The sequence below is a fragment of the Amycolatopsis ruanii genome (assembly GCF_003385175.1).
Lineage (GTDB): Bacteria > Actinomycetota > Actinomycetes > Mycobacteriales > Pseudonocardiaceae > Amycolatopsis_E > Amycolatopsis_E thermalba.
This window is the reverse complement of the sequence record NZ_PQHY01000068.1, coordinates 1-16,320: the sequence shown is the minus strand read 5'-3', so window position 1 is coordinate 16,320 and position 16,320 is coordinate 1. Positions and strand designations below refer to the sequence as shown.

At 70.5% G+C, this 16,320-nt stretch carries 16 protein-coding genes and 1 pseudogene; 7 read left to right on the top strand and 10 right to left on the bottom strand.

Features of this window, described 5'->3' with window-relative positions; all coding sequences use genetic code 11:
* Positions 1 to 9: 9 nt before the first annotated feature.
* On the bottom strand, positions 10 to 84 hold the full coding sequence (locus D0D28_RS37720; RefSeq protein WP_369794341.1) for a 50S ribosomal protein bL37: 75 nt from the start codon (positions 82 to 84) through the stop codon (positions 10 to 12).
* A 113-nt stretch (positions 85 to 197) separates the two neighbouring features.
* Here D0D28_RS37720 and D0D28_RS27945 point away from each other — a divergent pair, with 113 nt between their 5' ends.
* Positions 198 to 1,703, top strand: a complete 1,506-nt coding sequence (locus D0D28_RS27945) for a sensor histidine kinase (protein ID WP_094008955.1) — start codon at positions 198 to 200, stop codon at positions 1,701 to 1,703.
* 673 nt (positions 1,704 to 2,376) lie between these two features.
* Here the strand turns inward: D0D28_RS27945 and D0D28_RS27940 are convergent.
* Together D0D28_RS27940 and D0D28_RS27935 are read right to left on the bottom strand one after the other, a co-directional pair.
* Positions 2,377 to 2,628 carry a WhiB family transcriptional regulator gene (locus D0D28_RS27940; protein ID WP_094008969.1) on the bottom strand — a complete coding sequence of 84 codons (252 nt, stop codon included), beginning with the start codon at positions 2,626 to 2,628 and terminating at the stop codon, positions 2,377 to 2,379.
* Between the two features lie 264 nt (positions 2,629 to 2,892).
* On the bottom strand, positions 2,893 to 3,804 hold the full coding sequence (locus D0D28_RS27935; protein ID WP_116113767.1) for a diacylglycerol/lipid kinase family protein: 912 nt from the start codon (positions 3,802 to 3,804) through the stop codon (positions 2,893 to 2,895).
* 266 nt (positions 3,805 to 4,070) lie between these two features.
* Between D0D28_RS27935 and D0D28_RS27930 the strand changes: the two genes are divergently transcribed.
* Complete coding sequence (locus D0D28_RS27930) at positions 4,071 to 4,541, top strand: hypothetical protein (protein ID WP_116113765.1); 471 nt, start codon at positions 4,071 to 4,073, stop codon at positions 4,539 to 4,541.
* Here the strand turns inward: D0D28_RS27930 and D0D28_RS27925 are convergent.
* The 3 genes from D0D28_RS27925 to D0D28_RS27915 form a co-directional block, all read right to left on the bottom strand.
* Positions 4,538 to 5,020, bottom strand: coding sequence for a GNAT family N-acetyltransferase (locus tag D0D28_RS27925; RefSeq protein ID WP_094008958.1), 483 nt, complete (start codon positions 5,018 to 5,020; stop codon positions 4,538 to 4,540). The two genes, D0D28_RS27930 and D0D28_RS27925, sit on opposite strands and share 4 nt — an antisense overlap.
* 50 nt (positions 5,021 to 5,070) lie before the next feature.
* Positions 5,071 to 6,177 (bottom strand): cobalamin-independent methionine synthase II family protein, encoded by a 1,107-nt coding sequence (locus D0D28_RS27920; protein WP_116113762.1) that lies wholly within the window; start codon positions 6,175 to 6,177, stop codon positions 5,071 to 5,073.
* Between the two features lie 96 nt (positions 6,178 to 6,273).
* A complete protein-coding gene (locus D0D28_RS27915) occupies positions 6,274 to 6,855 on the bottom strand; it encodes an acid phosphatase (RefSeq protein ID WP_094008960.1) in 582 nt (193 codons plus the stop codon).
* 58 nt (positions 6,856 to 6,913) lie between these two features.
* Between D0D28_RS27915 and D0D28_RS27910 the strand changes: the two genes are divergently transcribed.
* Positions 6,914 to 7,381: a hotdog fold domain-containing protein gene (locus D0D28_RS27910; protein WP_094008961.1), complete on the top strand. Its 468-nt coding sequence runs from the start codon at positions 6,914 to 6,916 to the stop codon at positions 7,379 to 7,381.
* Here D0D28_RS27910 and D0D28_RS27905 read toward each other — a convergent pair.
* Complete coding sequence (locus D0D28_RS27905; protein ID WP_116113760.1) at positions 7,375 to 8,019, bottom strand: hypothetical protein; 645 nt, start codon at positions 8,017 to 8,019, stop codon at positions 7,375 to 7,377. The two genes, D0D28_RS27910 and D0D28_RS27905, sit on opposite strands and share 7 nt — an antisense overlap.
* A 122-nt stretch (positions 8,020 to 8,141) precedes the next feature.
* Here D0D28_RS27905 and D0D28_RS27900 point away from each other — a divergent pair, with 122 nt between their 5' ends.
* The gene (locus tag D0D28_RS27900; protein ID WP_116113757.1) at positions 8,142 to 9,740 is read left to right on the top strand and encodes a GMC oxidoreductase; all 1,599 of its coding nucleotides are present in this window, start codon (positions 8,142 to 8,144) and stop codon (positions 9,738 to 9,740) included.
* A 158-nt stretch (positions 9,741 to 9,898) separates the two neighbouring features.
* Here D0D28_RS27900 and D0D28_RS27895 read toward each other — a convergent pair whose 3' ends face one another.
* Positions 9,899 to 10,501: a dTDP-4-dehydrorhamnose 3,5-epimerase family protein gene (locus tag D0D28_RS27895; RefSeq protein ID WP_116113755.1), complete on the bottom strand. Its 603-nt coding sequence runs from the start codon at positions 10,499 to 10,501 to the stop codon at positions 9,899 to 9,901.
* A gap of 338 nt (positions 10,502 to 10,839) precedes the next feature.
* On the opposite strand from D0D28_RS27895, the gene D0D28_RS27890 reads away from it, so the two are divergent.
* Both D0D28_RS27890 and D0D28_RS27885 read left to right on the top strand, forming a co-directional pair.
* On the top strand, positions 10,840 to 12,060 hold the full coding sequence (locus tag D0D28_RS27890; protein ID WP_240323383.1) for an NAD(P)-dependent malic enzyme: 1,221 nt from the start codon (positions 10,840 to 10,842) through the stop codon (positions 12,058 to 12,060).
* Positions 12,061 to 12,115: 55 nt separating this feature from the next.
* Positions 12,116 to 13,216, top strand: a complete 1,101-nt coding sequence (locus D0D28_RS27885; protein ID WP_116113752.1) for an ABC transporter ATP-binding protein — start codon at positions 12,116 to 12,118, stop codon at positions 13,214 to 13,216.
* On the opposite strand, the gene D0D28_RS27880 is transcribed toward D0D28_RS27885, so the two are convergent.
* Positions 13,152 to 14,081 carry a hypothetical protein gene (locus tag D0D28_RS27880; RefSeq protein ID WP_116113749.1) on the bottom strand — a complete coding sequence of 310 codons (930 nt, stop codon included), beginning with the start codon at positions 14,079 to 14,081 and terminating at the stop codon, positions 13,152 to 13,154. The two genes, D0D28_RS27885 and D0D28_RS27880, sit on opposite strands and share 65 nt — an antisense overlap.
* 186 nt (positions 14,082 to 14,267) lie before the next feature.
* On the opposite strand from D0D28_RS27880, the pseudogene D0D28_RS27875 reads away from it, so the two are divergent.
* Positions 14,268 to 15,452: pseudogene (locus D0D28_RS27875) on the top strand (S8 family peptidase); the annotation flags it as partial.
* Positions 15,453 to 15,948: 496 nt separating this feature from the next.
* Here D0D28_RS27875 and D0D28_RS27870 read toward each other — a convergent pair.
* Positions 15,949 to 16,320: integrase core domain-containing protein (locus tag D0D28_RS27870; protein WP_205413348.1), on the bottom strand; the 372-nt coding region annotated here is incomplete at its 5' end.

Sequence of the window (16,320 nt, the reverse complement as noted above, 5' to 3'; positions counted from 1 at the left end):
TGCCCGAACTCAGCTGTTGGGCTTCTTGCCGTGGTTGGCGCCGTTCTTCCGGCGGTCGCGGCGCTTGCGGGCTCGCTTCGACATGCCTGCTCCTTCCCTGGTCGCGATCTGCCCACCAGTGTCTCAGGCTCGCCCCGGCGGGTGCCGGGAAGGTCCCGCTCTGGTTCACTTGAGCTGCCCCGAGAAGGAGTACCAGCGTGACGACACTTTCCGACCTGCTGGCCGAGAACACCGGCCTGTCCGGCGAAGCCGCCGACCACCTGCAGGCCGTGGTGGCCGAGTGGCAGCTGCTCGCCGACCTGTCCTTCGCCGACTTCCTGCTCTGGGTACCCGTGTCGCCGGAGCACAACGAGCAGGGCGGCGACTTCGTGTGCGTCGCGCAGGCCCGTCCCACGACGGCGCCCACCGCGCACCCCGAGGACGTGGTCGGGACGCGGTTCACGGTCGAGGACCACCCGCAGCTCGCGCGCGCGATCCGGGAGGTGCGGATCTGCCGCGAGGAGGACCCGCACTGGTACCGGGACCTGCCGATGCGTCGCGAGGCGATTCCCGTCACGTTCGGGTCGAACGTGATCGCCGTGCTGTCGCGGGAGACGAACCTGGCCGCGCCGCGCGTGCCGAGCCCGCTCGAAGTCGCCTACCTCGGCAGCGCGGGGGACCTGTGCCAGATGATCGTCGACGGCACGTTCCCGCACGTCGACAGCCAGACCGACGTGCACACGAGCCCGCGGGTGGGGGATGGGCTGATCCGGCTGGACGCGGCGGGGAACGTGGTGTTCGCGAGCCCCAACGGCTTGTCGGCCTACCACCGGATGGGGCACGAGTCGGACCTGGTGGGGACGCGGCTGGCGCCGTTGACGCGGTCGCTGATCCGGGACCCGTTCGACGCGACGGAGGTGGCGCACCGGATCCTGGACGCGCTGGACGGGAAGCCGGGCAGCCGCACGGAGGCGGAGTCGCGGCGGGGGGCGGTCGTGTTGTTCCGGGCGTTGCCGCTGCGGCCGCACGGGCAGCCGGCGGGGGCGCTGGTGTTGTGCCGGGACGTGACCGAGGTCAAGCGGCGGGACCGGGCGCTGCTGTCGAAGGACGCGACGATCCGCGAGATCCACCACCGGGTGAAGAACAACTTGCAGACGGTGGCGGCGTTGTTGCGGCTGCAGTCGCGGCGGACGTCGAACGCGGAGGCGCGGCAGGCGCTGACGGAGTCGGTGCGCAGGGTCGCGTCGATCGCGATGGTGCACGAGGCGCTGTCGGTGTCGGTCGACGAGCGGGTCGACCTGGACAAGCTGCTGGACAACGTGCTGCCGATGGTGGGCGAGGTCGCGACGGCCGAGTCGCGGGTGAGCATCAGCCGGTCCGGGTCGTTCGGGATCGTGGTGGCGGAGATTGCCACGCCGCTGGTGATGGTGCTGGCGGAGCTGGTGCAGAACGCGGTGGAGCACGCGTTTCCGGATGGGCGGCCGGGCAAGGTGGAGATCGTGGTGAGCCGCTCGGCGCGGTGGCTGGATGTGCTGATCCGGGACAACGGGCGCGGGTTGCCGTCGGGTTTCTCGCTGGAGCGGGCGGACGGGCTGGGGCTGCAGATCGTGCGCACCCTGGTGGAGTCCGAGCTGCGGGGTTCGCTGTCGCTGAGAAAGCTGCGGGACGGCGCGACGCGCGGCACGGAGGCGGCGTTGAGGCTCCCCCTGGGGCGGCGGCCGTAGGGGTTTCGGCGGTTGGTTCGCCGCGGTTGTGCGGGCAGGTCGTTGGGCCTTGCGGGTGGTCCGTTTGGTGGCCTGGCGGGTGGCGGGCTGGGGGCGGCCGTGCGAGTGGACCGTTCGTGAGGCGGCGAGTGGGCCTGTCGTGAGCTTGGCCGCGCGAGTGGACAGGTCGTGCCGTGCGAGAGGGCCGGTCGTGCCTGCGTGAGGGGGCCAGTGGTGGCGGCGCGAGAGGGCCGGTCGTGCCTGCGTGAGGGGGCCAGTGGTGGCGGCGCGAGAGGGCCGGTCGTGCCTGCGTGAGGGGGCCAGTGGTGGCGGCGCGAGAGGGCCGGTCGTGCCTGCGTGAGGGGGTCATTGGTGGTGGCGCGAGAGGGCCAGTGGTGCCTGCATGAGGGGGCCAGTCGCACCCGCGCGAGAGGGCCAGCGGTAGCCGTCCGAGCGGGCCAATGGCGGCGGCTATCAGTGGGCCGGCGGTGGAGGCCGTTTCCGGGTCGCCGGGTGGCAAGCTCCACCGCCCCCGAAGCAACGAAAACCCTGCTCAGCACGTTCAAAGGCCCGGCACCCGCGGGAGGTGGGTGCCGGGCCTAAGAACGTTAAGTGGGGGCGTGCAAACCCCTGCGTCAGGTCCCGCGTACTCTCGTAAGAGACGCGTTAAGCGACGCCGCAGCGCGTGGAGAGGTCAGGCGGTGCGCATGCCGATGTGAGCACGACGGCGCTTAAGGGCGCGGCGCTCGTCTTCGCTCATCCCGCCCCAGACACCGGCGTCCTGGCCGCTGGCCAAAGCCCAGGCCAGGCACTCGGACGCCACGGTGCAGCGGTGGCATACGGCTTTCGCCTCGGCGATCTGCAGCACGGCGGGACCGCTGTTCCCGACAGGGAAGAACAGCTCGGGGTCCTCGTCGCGGCAGGCAGCGTCGTGGCGCCAGTCCATTTCTGTGAGCTCCTTCTCGGGGCGCAGAGCGTGCTGCGCCACAGGTCGTCATGGCGGATCGTTTCTTGGGGTGCTTGTGAATGCTTTCACGAAGCACCGCTTTCGACAAGTGTTTTCGTGACATCGGTGAGTCAGCTCACCTGGTCAGGCGACCCCGCTGACCTGCGGTTTCTCTCCGAAACGGCCTCCGCGGCGGAAGGACGATGCGGTGAATGGACCGTGTGCGTCGACGAACGGCAAGTTGCAGATCGCCGGGCCGATCACTCACGCCAGCACGGTCAGCACGCCGGGCACGCTCGTGAAGTCCACCCGGGTCCGACGGCCGATCAGGTCGCCATCCACCTGGAAGTTTACCGGCTCCTCGGCCGTCACGCTGAGTTTCGCCAGGTCATCGTGCTTCACGAGCGCCTTGCCGCGATGCTTCGCCTCCGACCGCAGCGCCTGGCGCACGTGCCGGGCCACGATCGGCAACGACAGCTTGCGCAACGCGAACAACCCGAGATCCCGGTCGAACGAGCTGCCGGTGTTGAGGTGGACGGGCCGCTCACCCAGGTAGCTCCACGGATCGGTGTTCGACACGAACGCCATCCGCACCTCGGCCGGCTCCTCGCCGGGCACGTGCACGGTGAGCGGCAGCCGGGGCGAGCGCGGCCGGAAGTAGCAGGCCACCGCGGCCCGCATGTACAGCAGCGCGTTCGTCTGCTTCCCGCGCCGGTCGGCGACCGTGGCGACCACGTCGGCGTCCCAGCCCAGGCCGGCGTTGAAGGTGAACCACCGCCCGTCCGCAAGCCCCAGCCCGACGCGCCGGCTGCGGCCCGACTCGATGGCCGACAGCAGCTGGTGCGTGGCCTCCACGGGGTCCCGCGAGATGCCGAGAGCGCGCGCGAACACGTTGGCCGAGCCGCCGGGGACGACGCCCAGCGCGGGCAGCTCGGCTGCCGGCCCGTCGGCGAGCAGGCCGTTGACCACCTCGTTGACGGTGCCGTCGCCGCCGTGGGCGACCACCAGGTCGACCCCGTCCCGGGACGCGTCCCGGGCCACCGCGAGCGCGTGACCGCGGTAGTCGGTCTCCACGACCTCCAGCTTCACCTGGCTGGCCAGTGCGTGCGCGAGCACGTCCCGCCCGCCGGCCGTGGTGGACGTGGCCTGCGGGTTGACCACCAGAATCGCGCGCATGGTCGCAGGGTAGGCCAAACAGGCGCATCCCAAGCGTCCAGCGCGAACCTCATCACTGCGAAACGACTGCCGGTTGACCTCCCGTCGTTCGGCACGGTCCGTTCGTCGTGACAAGTGCACCCCGGGCGTCCGCCGGCTCATCGACGACACCCAGATCTTGACCCCGATGGCCGCGGTTCGAAAACGGCCGACCGGGTGGCTTAGTATCGAGGGTGTTCACGCACGGTCACCCGTGCCGCGTATCCGCTGGTGGAAGGCCCTTCGCGATGGCGCTCGCCGACAAGATTTCACCCGCTCCGCGCGAGGTCAGGGCGGCCGGCGCGCTGACCGTCCTGCCGGGGATCGGCCTGCTGGTCTTCGGCGTCCTGCTGTTCGCCTCGCCCGGCGACAGCATGCCGCTGACCAGCGTGCTCGCCGAGGGCGCCTTCTACGTGCTGTTCGCCCTCGCCGTGATCGGCTGCGCGATCGGGCTGCTGTTCGGCCACACCTGGGCCCGCTCGCCCGGACTGGTCATGGCGCTCATCACCGCCGGCGTCGGCTGGTACATGGCTGGCCCGTCCGGGCGGCCGGAGTTCGGGGTGCCGATCATCGCCCTCGGCGTCGCGATCATCGTGCTGCTGTTCCGCCAGCCCGCGCGGGCGTGGGCGCTCGGGCAGCACGAGGACGAAACCGAGGAGGAGGCCGCCGAGCGCGGCGGCATGGCCGGCCGCCGCCGCGAGCGCGGCGAGGACGACTAGGCGAGCTTCGCGAGCTTGTCCAGCGCGGTGTCGGTCAGCCGGTAGACCGTCCACTCGTCCATCGGGATCGCGCCGAGCGACTTGTAGAAGCCCGTCGCCGGGTTCCAGTCCAGCACCGACCACTCCAGACGCGCGAAGCCGCGGTCCACGCACTCCTTCGCGAGCGTCGCCAGCAGCGCCTTGCCCAGCCCGGACCCGCGCAGCTCGGCCTTGACGAACAGGTCCTCCAGGTAGATGCCGTGCACACCGCGCCAGGTGGAGAAGTTCAGGAACCACAGCGCGAACCCGACGAGCTCACCGTCCTGCTCGGCGACGTGCCCGAACACCGCCGGGGTGTCGCCGAACAGCGCCACCCGCAGCCGGTCGGCCGTCAGGTGGCAGTCCTGCGGCGCCTTCTCGTAGGCGGCCAGGTCGTGCACCAGCTGCGCGACCTCGTCCACATCGGACTCGCGGATGCGGCGGATGCGGCTGTCAGGCATGGGAACTCCCAGGGATCCAGCGGGGTGAGCCGCACCCGATCCTGCCAGACTCAGTCCGCGCCCCAGACCCGCTGCGCCACCGAAACCGTCAGGTCCAGCTTCCGGCGCTGATCGTCCCAGGTCAGCGGATTCCCCCGCACCTCGGAGGCGAAGCCGCACTGCGGGCTGACGGCCAGGTCCGCCAGCGGCACGATCCGCGCCGCCTCGTCCACGCGCCGCGCGAGGTCGTCGGGGTCCTCCAGCTCGCCGGTCTTCGTCGTGATCAGGCCCAGCACGACCCGCACGCCGCCGGGCACGTGGCGCAGCGGCTCGAAGGTGCCCGCCCGTTCGGTGTCGTACTCCAGCAGCCAGTGGTCCACCGGGATGCCGCCGAACACGTCCGCCGCGATGTCGTCGTAGAAGCCTTCGTTGAACCACTGGCCGCGGTAGTTGCCGCGGCAGATGTGCATGCCGACCGTGACGCCGCGGTCGCGCAGCAGCCGGACGACCGCCGCGTCGGCTTCGATGCAGCGTCGCAACAGGGCACGCGCGTCGATGCCCTCCGACTCCAGGAGCGCGAGGATGCGCGGGTTGGCGAAGGCGATGAAGCACGGCGCGTCGATCTGGACGTGCCGGACGCCGTCCTCGGCGAGCGCCGCGGCTTCCTGCAGCAGGACGGCCGCCAGGTCGTCGACGATGTCGGCCCGGCTCGGGTAGTGGGGGCCGCTGACCCGCGGGTCCCAGTTGGCGACCACGAAGTTCGTGACCTCCGGGATGGAGATCTTGAACGGGCCGGGCGCGTGCGCGGCGAGGAACGCGGCTTCGCGGTCGGTGAACCGTTCGCGGTAGGCCAGCTTGCCCCCGATCAGCCGGAGGATGCTGCTGTCCTCCTCGGCGTGGTCGCCGGACTGCCATTCCAGCGACGGCGCCTGCGCGGCGAAACCGTCCACGTGCTCGGTGAGCCGGCTCATGAAATCCGTGCGCAGGTACTCGCCGTCGGTGTGCACGCCGATGCCGCTGTCCTGCTGCACCGACAGCGCCACCAGGATCGATTCCTGCTCGACGCGCCGCAGCCCGGCGTCGTCGAGCCGGCCCGCCGCGTGGTCGGCCCGCGCCTTCAGCAGACGCGGCGGCCGGAGGAGGCTGCCGACGTGGGTGGCCCGCGCGAAGGAGTTCATGGCGAGGAACGTTAAGCGAAGCGGATGACGCCGGACTGTCCTCGTTGACCTCGTTTCAAGCGAGCTGGCCGCGCGGGCGGTACGGGATCGCTACGGTCAGGACGGCGGGATGTTCAGGTGCTCGATCTTCGGCTCGCCGCGCTCGTCACCCAGCACGGTGACCCCGGCCGGGTCCAGTCCGAAGTGGACGCCGGCGGTGGCGGGCAGCCCGATCCAGCGCGCGATCAGCACCCGGCTGAAGTGGCCGTGGCCCACCAGGATCACCTCGGTGTCGGCCAGCGCCACGCGCACCCGCTCCAGCAGGGCGTCGGCGCGGGCGGTCACCTGCTCGACGGTCTCCCCGCCGGGCATCTCGTGCGTCCACACCGTCCAGCCGGGCACGGTCTTGCGGATCTCCGGCGTGGTGACGCCCTCGTAGTCGCCGTAGTCCCACTCGGCCAGGTCCTCGGTCCGCTCGTCGATCCGCAGCCCGGCCAGCTCGGCCGTGCGCACCGCGCGCTGCCGCGGGCTGGTCAGCACCAGGGCGGGGCCCTTGCGCAGCGTCTGCAGGGTCAGTCCGGCGGCGCGCGCCTGGTTCTCCCCGGCCGGGGTGAGCGGGATGTCGGTGCGGCCGGTGTGCCTGCCGTTCACCGACCACTCGGTCTGCCCGTGGCGGAAGAGGAAGAGCTCGTGGTCCACGTTTGCGAATATAGCCACCGGTCTGCTTTGCTACCGGTCAGTAACATTGGAGGTGCCGGTGGCTTCGACCTACTCGCTGTGGCAGCGCCTGAGCGCGCTGCCCGGCGGCAAACGACTGTTCTCGACCGCGATCTGCCTGCGTGTGCCCTATTTCGGCTCGGTGCTGCCGACCGTGACGGAGCTGCGTCCGGGCTACTGCGCGGTGCGCGCGCCGAAGTGGTGGGGTGTTCACAACCACATCGGCACCTTTCACGCGATCGCGGCATGCAACCTCGCGGAGATCGCGATGGGCATGCTCGCCGAGTCGACCCTGCCCGCGACGCACCGGTGGCTGCCCAAGGGCATGACCGTGCGGTACGTCGCCAAGGCGGAGACGAGCCTGCGGGCGGTCGCCGAGCTGCCGGAGATCCCGGAGTTCGGCGACGAGGGCGTCGAGCTGCCCGTGCCGGTCGTGATCTCCGACCGGAGCGGGAAGCCCGTCGTCACCGCCACCATCACGATCTGGGTGACGCCGAAGCGTCAGTAGTCGCGCAGGCGGACCGTGGTCGTCTGCGTGTAGGAGTTCGTCCCGGACGCGGCGGGCAGGCCCAGCCGGTGGTCCACGACCCGGCCCAGCGGGCCGCAGTTCCGCGTCCCGGGCACGGCCAGGGTGTCGTCGTGGGTGGCGAACCGCAGCGTCAGCGGATCGGTGGAGACGACCTCCGTGGGCCCGTCGGCCTGCAGCACGGAGTGGATGACGCCGGTCGCGCAGTCGCGGGGCAGGTAGGGCGCGTCGAACTCGGCGACGAGATCGATCTCGCCCTTGCGCTGGTCGTTGGACAGGAAGTCGGAGTGGCCGCCGTAGCCGAACCGCACGGTGGCGTGCGGGAGCCCGGGCACGGCGACCGGTTCGGATCTCAGCGCGCCGAACACCTGCGCGTACCGGCCGTTGAGCTGCCCCTCCGCGAAGGTGAGGCGCATCGGGCCCAGCGGGAGGTCCCGGACGTCGCCGAAGGACATCGTCGCGGTCGAGTCGAGCACCTCGCAGCGCCACTGGCCGGGGTCGGCGCCGGCGGGCAGGGCCGGGCAGTCGGCGAAGGTGTTCTCCGCGGCGTGGGCCGGGATGGCGGCGGCGACGGTCAGGGCGAGGGCGGCGACGGCGGCCGCGGCGAGTGCGATCTTCATGATCGAAATCCTGTCCGGCCAGGGCTTCGGACAGTATCCGGAAGATCCCGGACCGCACCCTGACATTGGTCCACTAGGGTGAACTTAACACCGTTTACCGCTAATCCGAATATGGTTCGCGTATGTCTCTGTCTCGACGCCGGTTCCTCGGCCTGACCGCGCTCAGCTCCGCCGCCACGCTCGGGCTGACCACGATCTCGACCCGGACCTCCGCCTCGGCGGCCCCCGACTACTCGCCGGCCGTCGTCGTCGGCACCGGCTACGGCGCCGCCGTCACGGCGCTCCGGCTGGGTGCGGCCGGCATCCCGACCCTCATGCTGGAGATGGGCCAGCTGTGGAACACGCCGGGCGAGGACGGCAAGATCTTTTCGGACATGCTCAGCCCGGACCGCCGGTCGTCGTGGTTCAAGGGCCGCACGGAGGCGCCGCTGGCCTCGTTCCTGTGGCTCGACCTGGCCAACCGGAACATCGACCCGTACGCGGGCGTGCTGGACCGCGTGCACTTCGGCGACATGTCGGTCTACGTCGGCCGCGGGGTCGGCGGCGGCTCGCTGGTCAACGGCGCGATGGCCGTGACGCCGAAGCGCTGGTACTTCGAGGAGATCCTGCCCGAGGTCGACGCCGACGAGATGTACGGCAGGTACTACCCGCTCGCGAACTCGATGCTGGGCGTCAACGACATCGACCCGGACTGGTTCGAGACCTGTGACTGCTACCAGTTCGCGCGCGTGTCCCGCAAGCACGCGCACAAGACCGGGCTGAAGACGACGTTCGTGCCCAGCGTCTACGACTTCGACTACATGCGCCGCGAGGAGGCCGGCGAGGTGCCGCGCTCGGCGCTGGCCTCGGAGGTCATCTACGGCAACAACCACGGCAAGCGCTCGCTGGACAAGACCTACCTGGCCGCCGCGCTGGGCACCGGCAACGTGACCATCCAGACGCTGACCGAGGTCCGCGACATCGCCCAGCAGCAGGACGGCACCTACACGCTGACCGTGCGGCGGATCGACGCCGAGGGCAACGTGCTCGGCGTGCGCCAGCTCGGCGCCAAGTACCTGTTCCTCGGCGCGGGCAGCCTCGGGTCGACCGAGCTGCTGGTGCGGGCGCGCGACACCGGCAAGCTGCCGGACCTCGGCGAGGACGTCGGCCAGGGCTGGGGCACCAACGGCAACGTGATGCTGGGCCGGGCCAACCACGTGTGGGACCCGGTGGGCGCCCTCGAGTCCGGTATGCCGGCGCTGGGCATCGACGCCTGGGACGACCCGGTGCACCCGGTGTTCGCCGAGATCGCGCCGGTGCCGGCCGGGCTGGAGACCTGGGCGAGCCTGTACCTGGCGATCACGAAGAACCCGGAGCGCGGGTGGTTCTCCTACGACCCCGGCGCCGACCGGGCGGTGCTGCAATGGGACGTCGCGCAGGGCCAGCCGTCGATCGACGCCGCGAAGAACCTGTTCGACAAGATCAACTCGGCGAACGGGACGATCTACCGGTACGACCTGTTCGGCGACACCCGCGCGTTCGAGAACCGGTTCACCTACCACCCGCTGGGCGGGCTGGTGCTGGGCAAGGCCACGGACCTGTACGGGCGCGTGAAGGGCTACCGCAACCTCTACGTCACCGACGGCTCGCTGATCCCCGGCAGCACGGGCGTGAACCCGTTCGTGACGATCACCGCCCTGGCCGAGCGCAACATCGCCCGCGTGCTGGCGGAGGATTTCTAGGGTGCGTGTCGGGGGCGGCGTGTGTGGCGGTGCGAGGAGCGGCCCCGCCCGTCAGGCAACCGCCGCGCTCAGCTGATGCGCTCCGTGCGGCTGAGCCCCGGGGGCGGGGGCCGGTTGACGGCCCACCGCGACCTCGCCCGCGTGCTGGCGGAGGATTTCTAGCCCGCGCGGAGCTTCTCGTAGTGGGCGACGCAGTCGGCGTAGGCCGGTAGCAGTCCGGCGGCGGCGGCCTCGGCGAGTGCCGGGGCCGCTTCGTCCTTTTCGGACAGGATCGGGGTGAAGCCGGACGGCCACGGGAGGTCCAGCTCGGGGTCCAGCGGCGTGATCCCGCGCTCGCCGGACGGGTTGTACCCGGTCGAGCACAGGTACGCCATCACCGTGTCCTCCTCGAGCGCGACGAACGCGTGCCCGAGGCCCTCGGCGATGTAGACCGCGCGGTAGTCCACCGAATCGAGCCGGACCGCGTCCCAGGTGCCGAACGCCGGCGAGCCGACCCGCAGGTCCACCACCACGTCGAGCAGCGCGCCGCGCGGGCAGTAGACGTACTTCGCCTGGCCGGGCGGGGTGTCGGCGAAATGCACTCCCCGGATCGTCCCCCGCCGGGACACGCTGTGGTTCGTCTGCGCCACGTGCAGCGGGTGCCCGATCGCCTCGACGAGCGCCGCCTCCTGGAACGGCGCGACGAACAGGCCGCGGTGGTCCGGGAACGACCTGGGCGTGAACTCGTAGGCGTCGGGGACGGCGAGCTGGCGAACCTCCATACCCGAAACCCTATCGGGCACCAGCCAAGCCGGACGGACGTCTTGCTATCACCCCGGTGACCTCCCCTTTTTGTGACATCAACCGCACCTCGGCATCACAACCCGTGGGCGGCCTGCAACACTGGGGGGACCGCCGCGTCCGCGGCCGTCGCCTCACCAAGGGCTCCGCACGGCCGAGACGGACGCCGAGCCGGCTGCCGGCGCCACCGCGCCCGGGCTACCGAGCTGCGAGACAACCACGCCACTGGGGGATGGGGCAGTGTCCCCGCACACGGTCCCGGGAGGGATTCTTTTCCATGACCTACGCTCAGACCTCTGATACGAGGACAGGAACATCGATGGACGACGAGGTCAGCAAGAGCACGGCGGCCGAGGCAGTGCCGCCGACGGGTACCGACGATTCGCCGGTGACCGACGACGAGATCTTCCGCGGGCACGAGGGCGGCAAGCTGTCGGTGGCGGCGACGCGGCCCATCTCGCAGCCGCGCGACCTCTCCATCGCGTACACGCCGGGGGTCGCCAAGGCCAGCCGCGCCATCGCCGAGAACGCCGAGCTGGCCGAGCGCTACACGTGGGCGCACCGGCTGGTGGTCGTCGTCAGCGACGGCACCGCGGTGCTCGGGCTGGGCGACATCGGCGCGAGCGCGTCGCTGCCGGTCATGGAGGGCAAGTCCGTGCTCTTCAAGACCTTCGGCGGGCTGGACTCGATCCCGCTGGTGCTGGACACCAAGGACGTCGACGAGATCGTCGAGACGCTGGTGCGGCTGCGCCCGTCCTACGGCGCGGTCAACCTCGAGGACATCTCCGCGCCGCGCTGCTTCGAGCTGGAGGACAAGCTCAAGGAGGCGCTGGACTGCCCGGTCATGCACGACGACCAGCACGGCACGGCGATCGTGACGCTGGCCGCGCTGCGTGGCGCGAACCTGGTGCTCGACCGGGACATCGCGCAGCAGCGGGTGGTCATCTCCGGCGCCGGTGCCGCGGGGGTGGCGTGCGCGAAGATCCTGCAGGAGGCCGGTGTCGCGGACGTCACGGTGCTGGACTCGCGCGGCATCATCCACTCCGGCCGGGACGGGCTGAACCCGGTCAAGGAGAAGCTGGCCCAGACCACCAACAAGGCGGGGCTGCGCGGCGGCCTGGCCGAGGCGCTGCGCGGCGCGGACGTCTACCTCGGGCTGTCCGGGTCGACGATCGAGCCGGAGCTGCTGGCCGGCATGGCCGATGACCCGATCGTGTTCGCTCTGTCCAACCCGGACCCGGAGGTCCACCCGCGCGCGGCCGCCGAGTACGCGGCGATCGTGGCGACCGGGCGCAGCGACTTCCCGAACCAGATCAACAACGTGCTCGCCTTCCCCGGCGTGTTCCGGGGCGCGCTGGACGCCGGCGCGCGGGCGATCACCGAGAACATGAAGCTGGCCGCCGCCGAGGCGATCGTCGCCGTCGCGCAGGACGACCTGGGTCCGGACCGCATCGTGCCCAGCCCGCTCGACCCGCGCGTCGCCCCCGAGGTCGCCGCCGCCGTGGCGAAGGCGGCGATCGAGGACGGCGTCACCGGCTAAGCTGGACTTCCCGGGGCGCGGAAGCGCGTCCCGGGAAGGCTTTCGCTGGGAGGGCGTGTTGATCGAGTTCGACGGCGTGACCAAGCGCTACCCGGACGGCACGCTCGCCGTCGACGACCTGAGCCTGACGGTCGAGGACGGCACCATCACGGTGTTCGTCGGGCCGTCGGGCTGCGGGAAGACGACCTCGTTGCGGATGATCAACCGCATGGTCGAGCCGACCTCGGGCCGGGTCCTGCTCGACGGCAAGGACATCCGCGAGTCGGATCCGCCGGTGCTGCGGCGCGGCATCGGGTACGTGATCCAGAACGCCGGGCTGTTTCCCCATCGGACGGTGCTGGACAACGTCGCGACCGTGCCGGTGCTGTCCGGGTGGGGCAAGCGGAAGGCCCGCGACCGCGCGGCCGAGCTGCTGGAGATCGTCGGTCTGCCCGCCGAGCTGGGCAAGCGCTACCCGGCGCAGCTCTCCGGTGGTCAGCGGCAGCGGGTCGGGGTCGCGCGGGCGCTGGCCGCGGACGCGCCGGTGCTGCTGATGGACGAGCCGTTCTCCGCTGTGGACCCGATCGTGCGGGAGGGGCTGCAGGACGAGCTGTTGCGGCTGCAGTCCCAGCTGGGCAAGACGATCGTGTTCGTCACCCACGACATCGACGAGGCCGTGCGGCTGGGCGACAAGGTGGCCGTGATGCGCGTCGGCGGGCGGCTCGCGCAGTACGGCACGCCGGCCGACGTGCTGCGGCACCCGGTGGACGACTTCGTGGCGTCCTTCGTGGGGCGTGACCGCGGCTACCGTGGACTGTCTTTTGTGGACTCGGCGGGCGTGGAAGTGCGCTCGGTTGCCACGGTTTCGCTGGGCGACGACGTTTCCGGGCCGACGGAGGAGTGGCTGCTGGCGGTGAACGACTCCGGCGAACCGCGAGGCTGGCTGGCTCCCGGGTCCAGTGTGGACGGCCAGCTGGCCGAGTCGGACCTGGTCGCCGGTGGTTCGCTCTACCGGCGCGGCACCCCGGTGCGGGGCGCGCTGGACGCGGCGCTGTCGTCGCCGGCCGGGCTGGGCGTCGTGGTGGACGAGACGGGCAAGGCCGTCGGCGCGGTCACCGCGCGGCAGGTGCTGGATGTGATCGAGGCGGCTCCCGCAACACCGGCTGCCGGAGGGTGATCTCCGCGCGCGCGAGCTGCCGCAGCTCGTAGGCGGCGACGAGGGTCGCCGCGACCGGGGTCGAGTAGGCGATCACCGCCAGGCGCCACCCGGACAGCCCGGCGAAACCGGGGAAGTCCCAGGCGAACTTGCAGATGAGCGTCGTCCACACCACGACGACCGACACCAGTGGCGCGAGCACGGCCAGACGGCGCCGCTGCCGGAACCCGCGGCGGGCCAGGCCGTTGCGGTGCGCGAGGTAGGCGACGCCGACGACGAACAGCAGGAGCCAGACGAGGGCCGCCCCGGCGAGCGGGTGCAGCCGCTCGACCTCCAGGTCGATCAGCGGCATGGGGAAGCTGTCGAACGTCACGAAGCGGATCACCGCGCGGACCGCGTCGCGCACCGGCGGCACCGGCACCTCGAAGAACGCGCACAGCAGGGCGAACCCGAAGACGCCCACCCCGACCGGCCAGAGGCCGGCCCGCGCCGTTTCGGTGCGCTCACGGGAGATCGCGACGAGCAGGGGGACCAGGAACACGACCGCGATCGGCGCGATGATCAGCACGAAGAACCCGTCGGTCAGCGCGTCGTCGAACGCCTCGTCCAGGTGCTGGACCGCGCCGCGCGGGTCCACCGCGAAGCGCAGCACCAGGGCGAGCAGACCGGCGGCGACGAGCGCCCGGGTGGTGAGGACCCGTTCCAGCGCCACGTCCACGGCCTGGCCGAGCGCGTCGTCGGGCCGGAGCGCCGACGGCAGGGCCTTGGTGGAGAACTTGAACAGGTTCAGCAGCTCGTAGGGGCCGAAGAGCTTGCGGGCCAGCCAGAACGGGCCGTAGAGGTAGACCACGAACGGGAACAGGACCAACCACCGGAGCTTGCGCATCTCGTCACCCCCAGGGGAGCAGTTTCCCACGCCGGGTCACCGGTCCGTCCTACTTTCGCCGGGAGCCACCCGGGTGCCAGTCCTTCCGCGGGGCGGTGACGCGGTCCTACCGTGAAAAAGTCTCACCCCTTGCGGTGCGGTGGGCGAATCCCCAGCCCGGCGCACCGGCCCTGCCAAGGAGGATCCATGTCCAAATCCCTGCTCGCCAAGGCCAGATCGTTCGGTGTGGCGCTCGCGGCCGCGGCGGTCGCGACCGTCGGGTTCACCGCTCCCGCTTCGGCCCAGGAGGGGTCGATCGTCGGCGCGGGTGCGGCCGGCGCGATCCCCGACAGCTACATCGTGGTGTTCAAGGAATCCTCGTCACCGGTGTCGTCGCTGGTCAGCCAGGTGACCGGCAAGCTCGGCGGCACGGTGCGGCAGACGTTCTCCCACGCGCTGCACGGCTACTCGGCCACGATGAGCGAGTCGCAGGCCAAGCGGGTGGCGGCCGATCCGTCGGTGGCGTTCGTGGAGCAGAACCGGCGCGTCACGATCGCCGCCACGCAGACGAACCCGCCGTCGTGGGGCCTGGACCGCGTAGACCAGCGGAACCTGCCGCTGAACAGGGCGTACAACTACTCGACGACCGCGTCGAACGTGCACGCCTACATCATCGACACCGGCATCAACCTGTCCCACAGCGATTTCGGTGGCCGCGCGAAGTCCGGGTACGACTTCGTCGACAACGACTCGAACGCCAGTGACTGCAACGGGCACGGCACGCACGTCGCCGGAACTGTCGGTGGCTCGGCGTACGGTGTGGCGAAGGGGGTGCAGCTGACCGCGGTGCGGGTGCTCGACTGCCAGGGTTCGGGCAGCTACGACCAGGTGATCGCCGGGATCGAGTGGGTCACCCAGAACGCGGTGAAGCCCGCGGTGGCGAACATGAGCCTGGGCGGCCCGGTGTCGACGGCGGTGGACAACGCGGTGAAGGCATCCATCGCGGCGGGCGTGACGTACGCCGTCGCGGCGGGCAACAGCAACACGAACGCCTGCACGTCGTCCCCGTCGCGGGTAGCGGCAGCGATCACCGTGGGCGCCACGACGAGCACGGACGCCCGGGCGAGCTACTCGAACTACGGCAGCTGCCTGGACATCTTCGCGCCCGGCAGCAGCATCACGTCGGCCTGGATCGGCAGCACGAGCGCCACGAACACGATCAGCGGCACGTCGATGGCAACCCCGCACGTGGCGGGCGCCGCGGCGCTCTACCTGGCCACCCACACCTCGGCGAGCCCCCAGCAGGTGCGCGACGCACTGGTGACAGCGGGAACTACGGGCAAGGTGACCAGCGCAGGCACGAACAGCCCGAACGTCCTGCTCTACACGGGCCCGTAAGGGCAAAAGCGGCGCGCCAGCGCCGTGCCCTTGATCTTTGACCCCGACGAAGCTGGGTGGTCATCCCGTCGCCTGACACCGCAACAATCACTTTGAGCCAGGCCCGCAACCTCCGCTGCCAACCGGCGGCCGAATACGCCAACCTTGCGGGCCTGGCTCAAAGTGATATGCACAAACCGGAAGGCGACGGGATGACCGCACAGCGACCACCTGCCCGGGGTGAGGGAACTGCATTCCCCGTCATCCCGGAGCCTGCCCGTCCGGCGAGGACATCTTTTGATCTTTAGAGGTGACGTTGGGCAGGCGAAGAGTCCGCCCTTCGGGCGGACAACGCCCCTCGGGCGGAGAGCGCCTACGGCGCCGGACGGTCACCTCGGGTGCCACCTCCCCCGCCCCCTCTCCTTGAGTGTGTTTTGGTCGCCGAGCAGGCGTGTCAAGGCGGGAAAGTGATGTGCTCCGAAAATCTCGGACGCGGCTCAAGCGGAGCGTATCACGCAACCTGCTGATTGGTAAACCATTCGTCGAGCACTTCGATCGGTGGTCGATATCCCAGCGCTGAATGTAGTCGGCGTGTGTTGTAGAAGCCTTCGATGAAGCGGATGATCTCGCGGCGAGCCTCCTTCTTGGTCGCGAAATGCCGGTGGTGCATCCACTCCGTCTTCAACTTCCCGAAGAACGACTCGGCCATAGCGTTATCAAAACAGATCCCGGTGCGGCCCATTGATTGCCGAACATTCTCTTCTCGTAGTAGTCGCCCAAAACTGTAGGAGGTATATTGGCTACCGCGGTCGGAGTGGAAGATCGATCCAGCGGGCAGTCGGATACGGTGCGCTGCCATCGTCATCGCCGTGCACACCAGTTC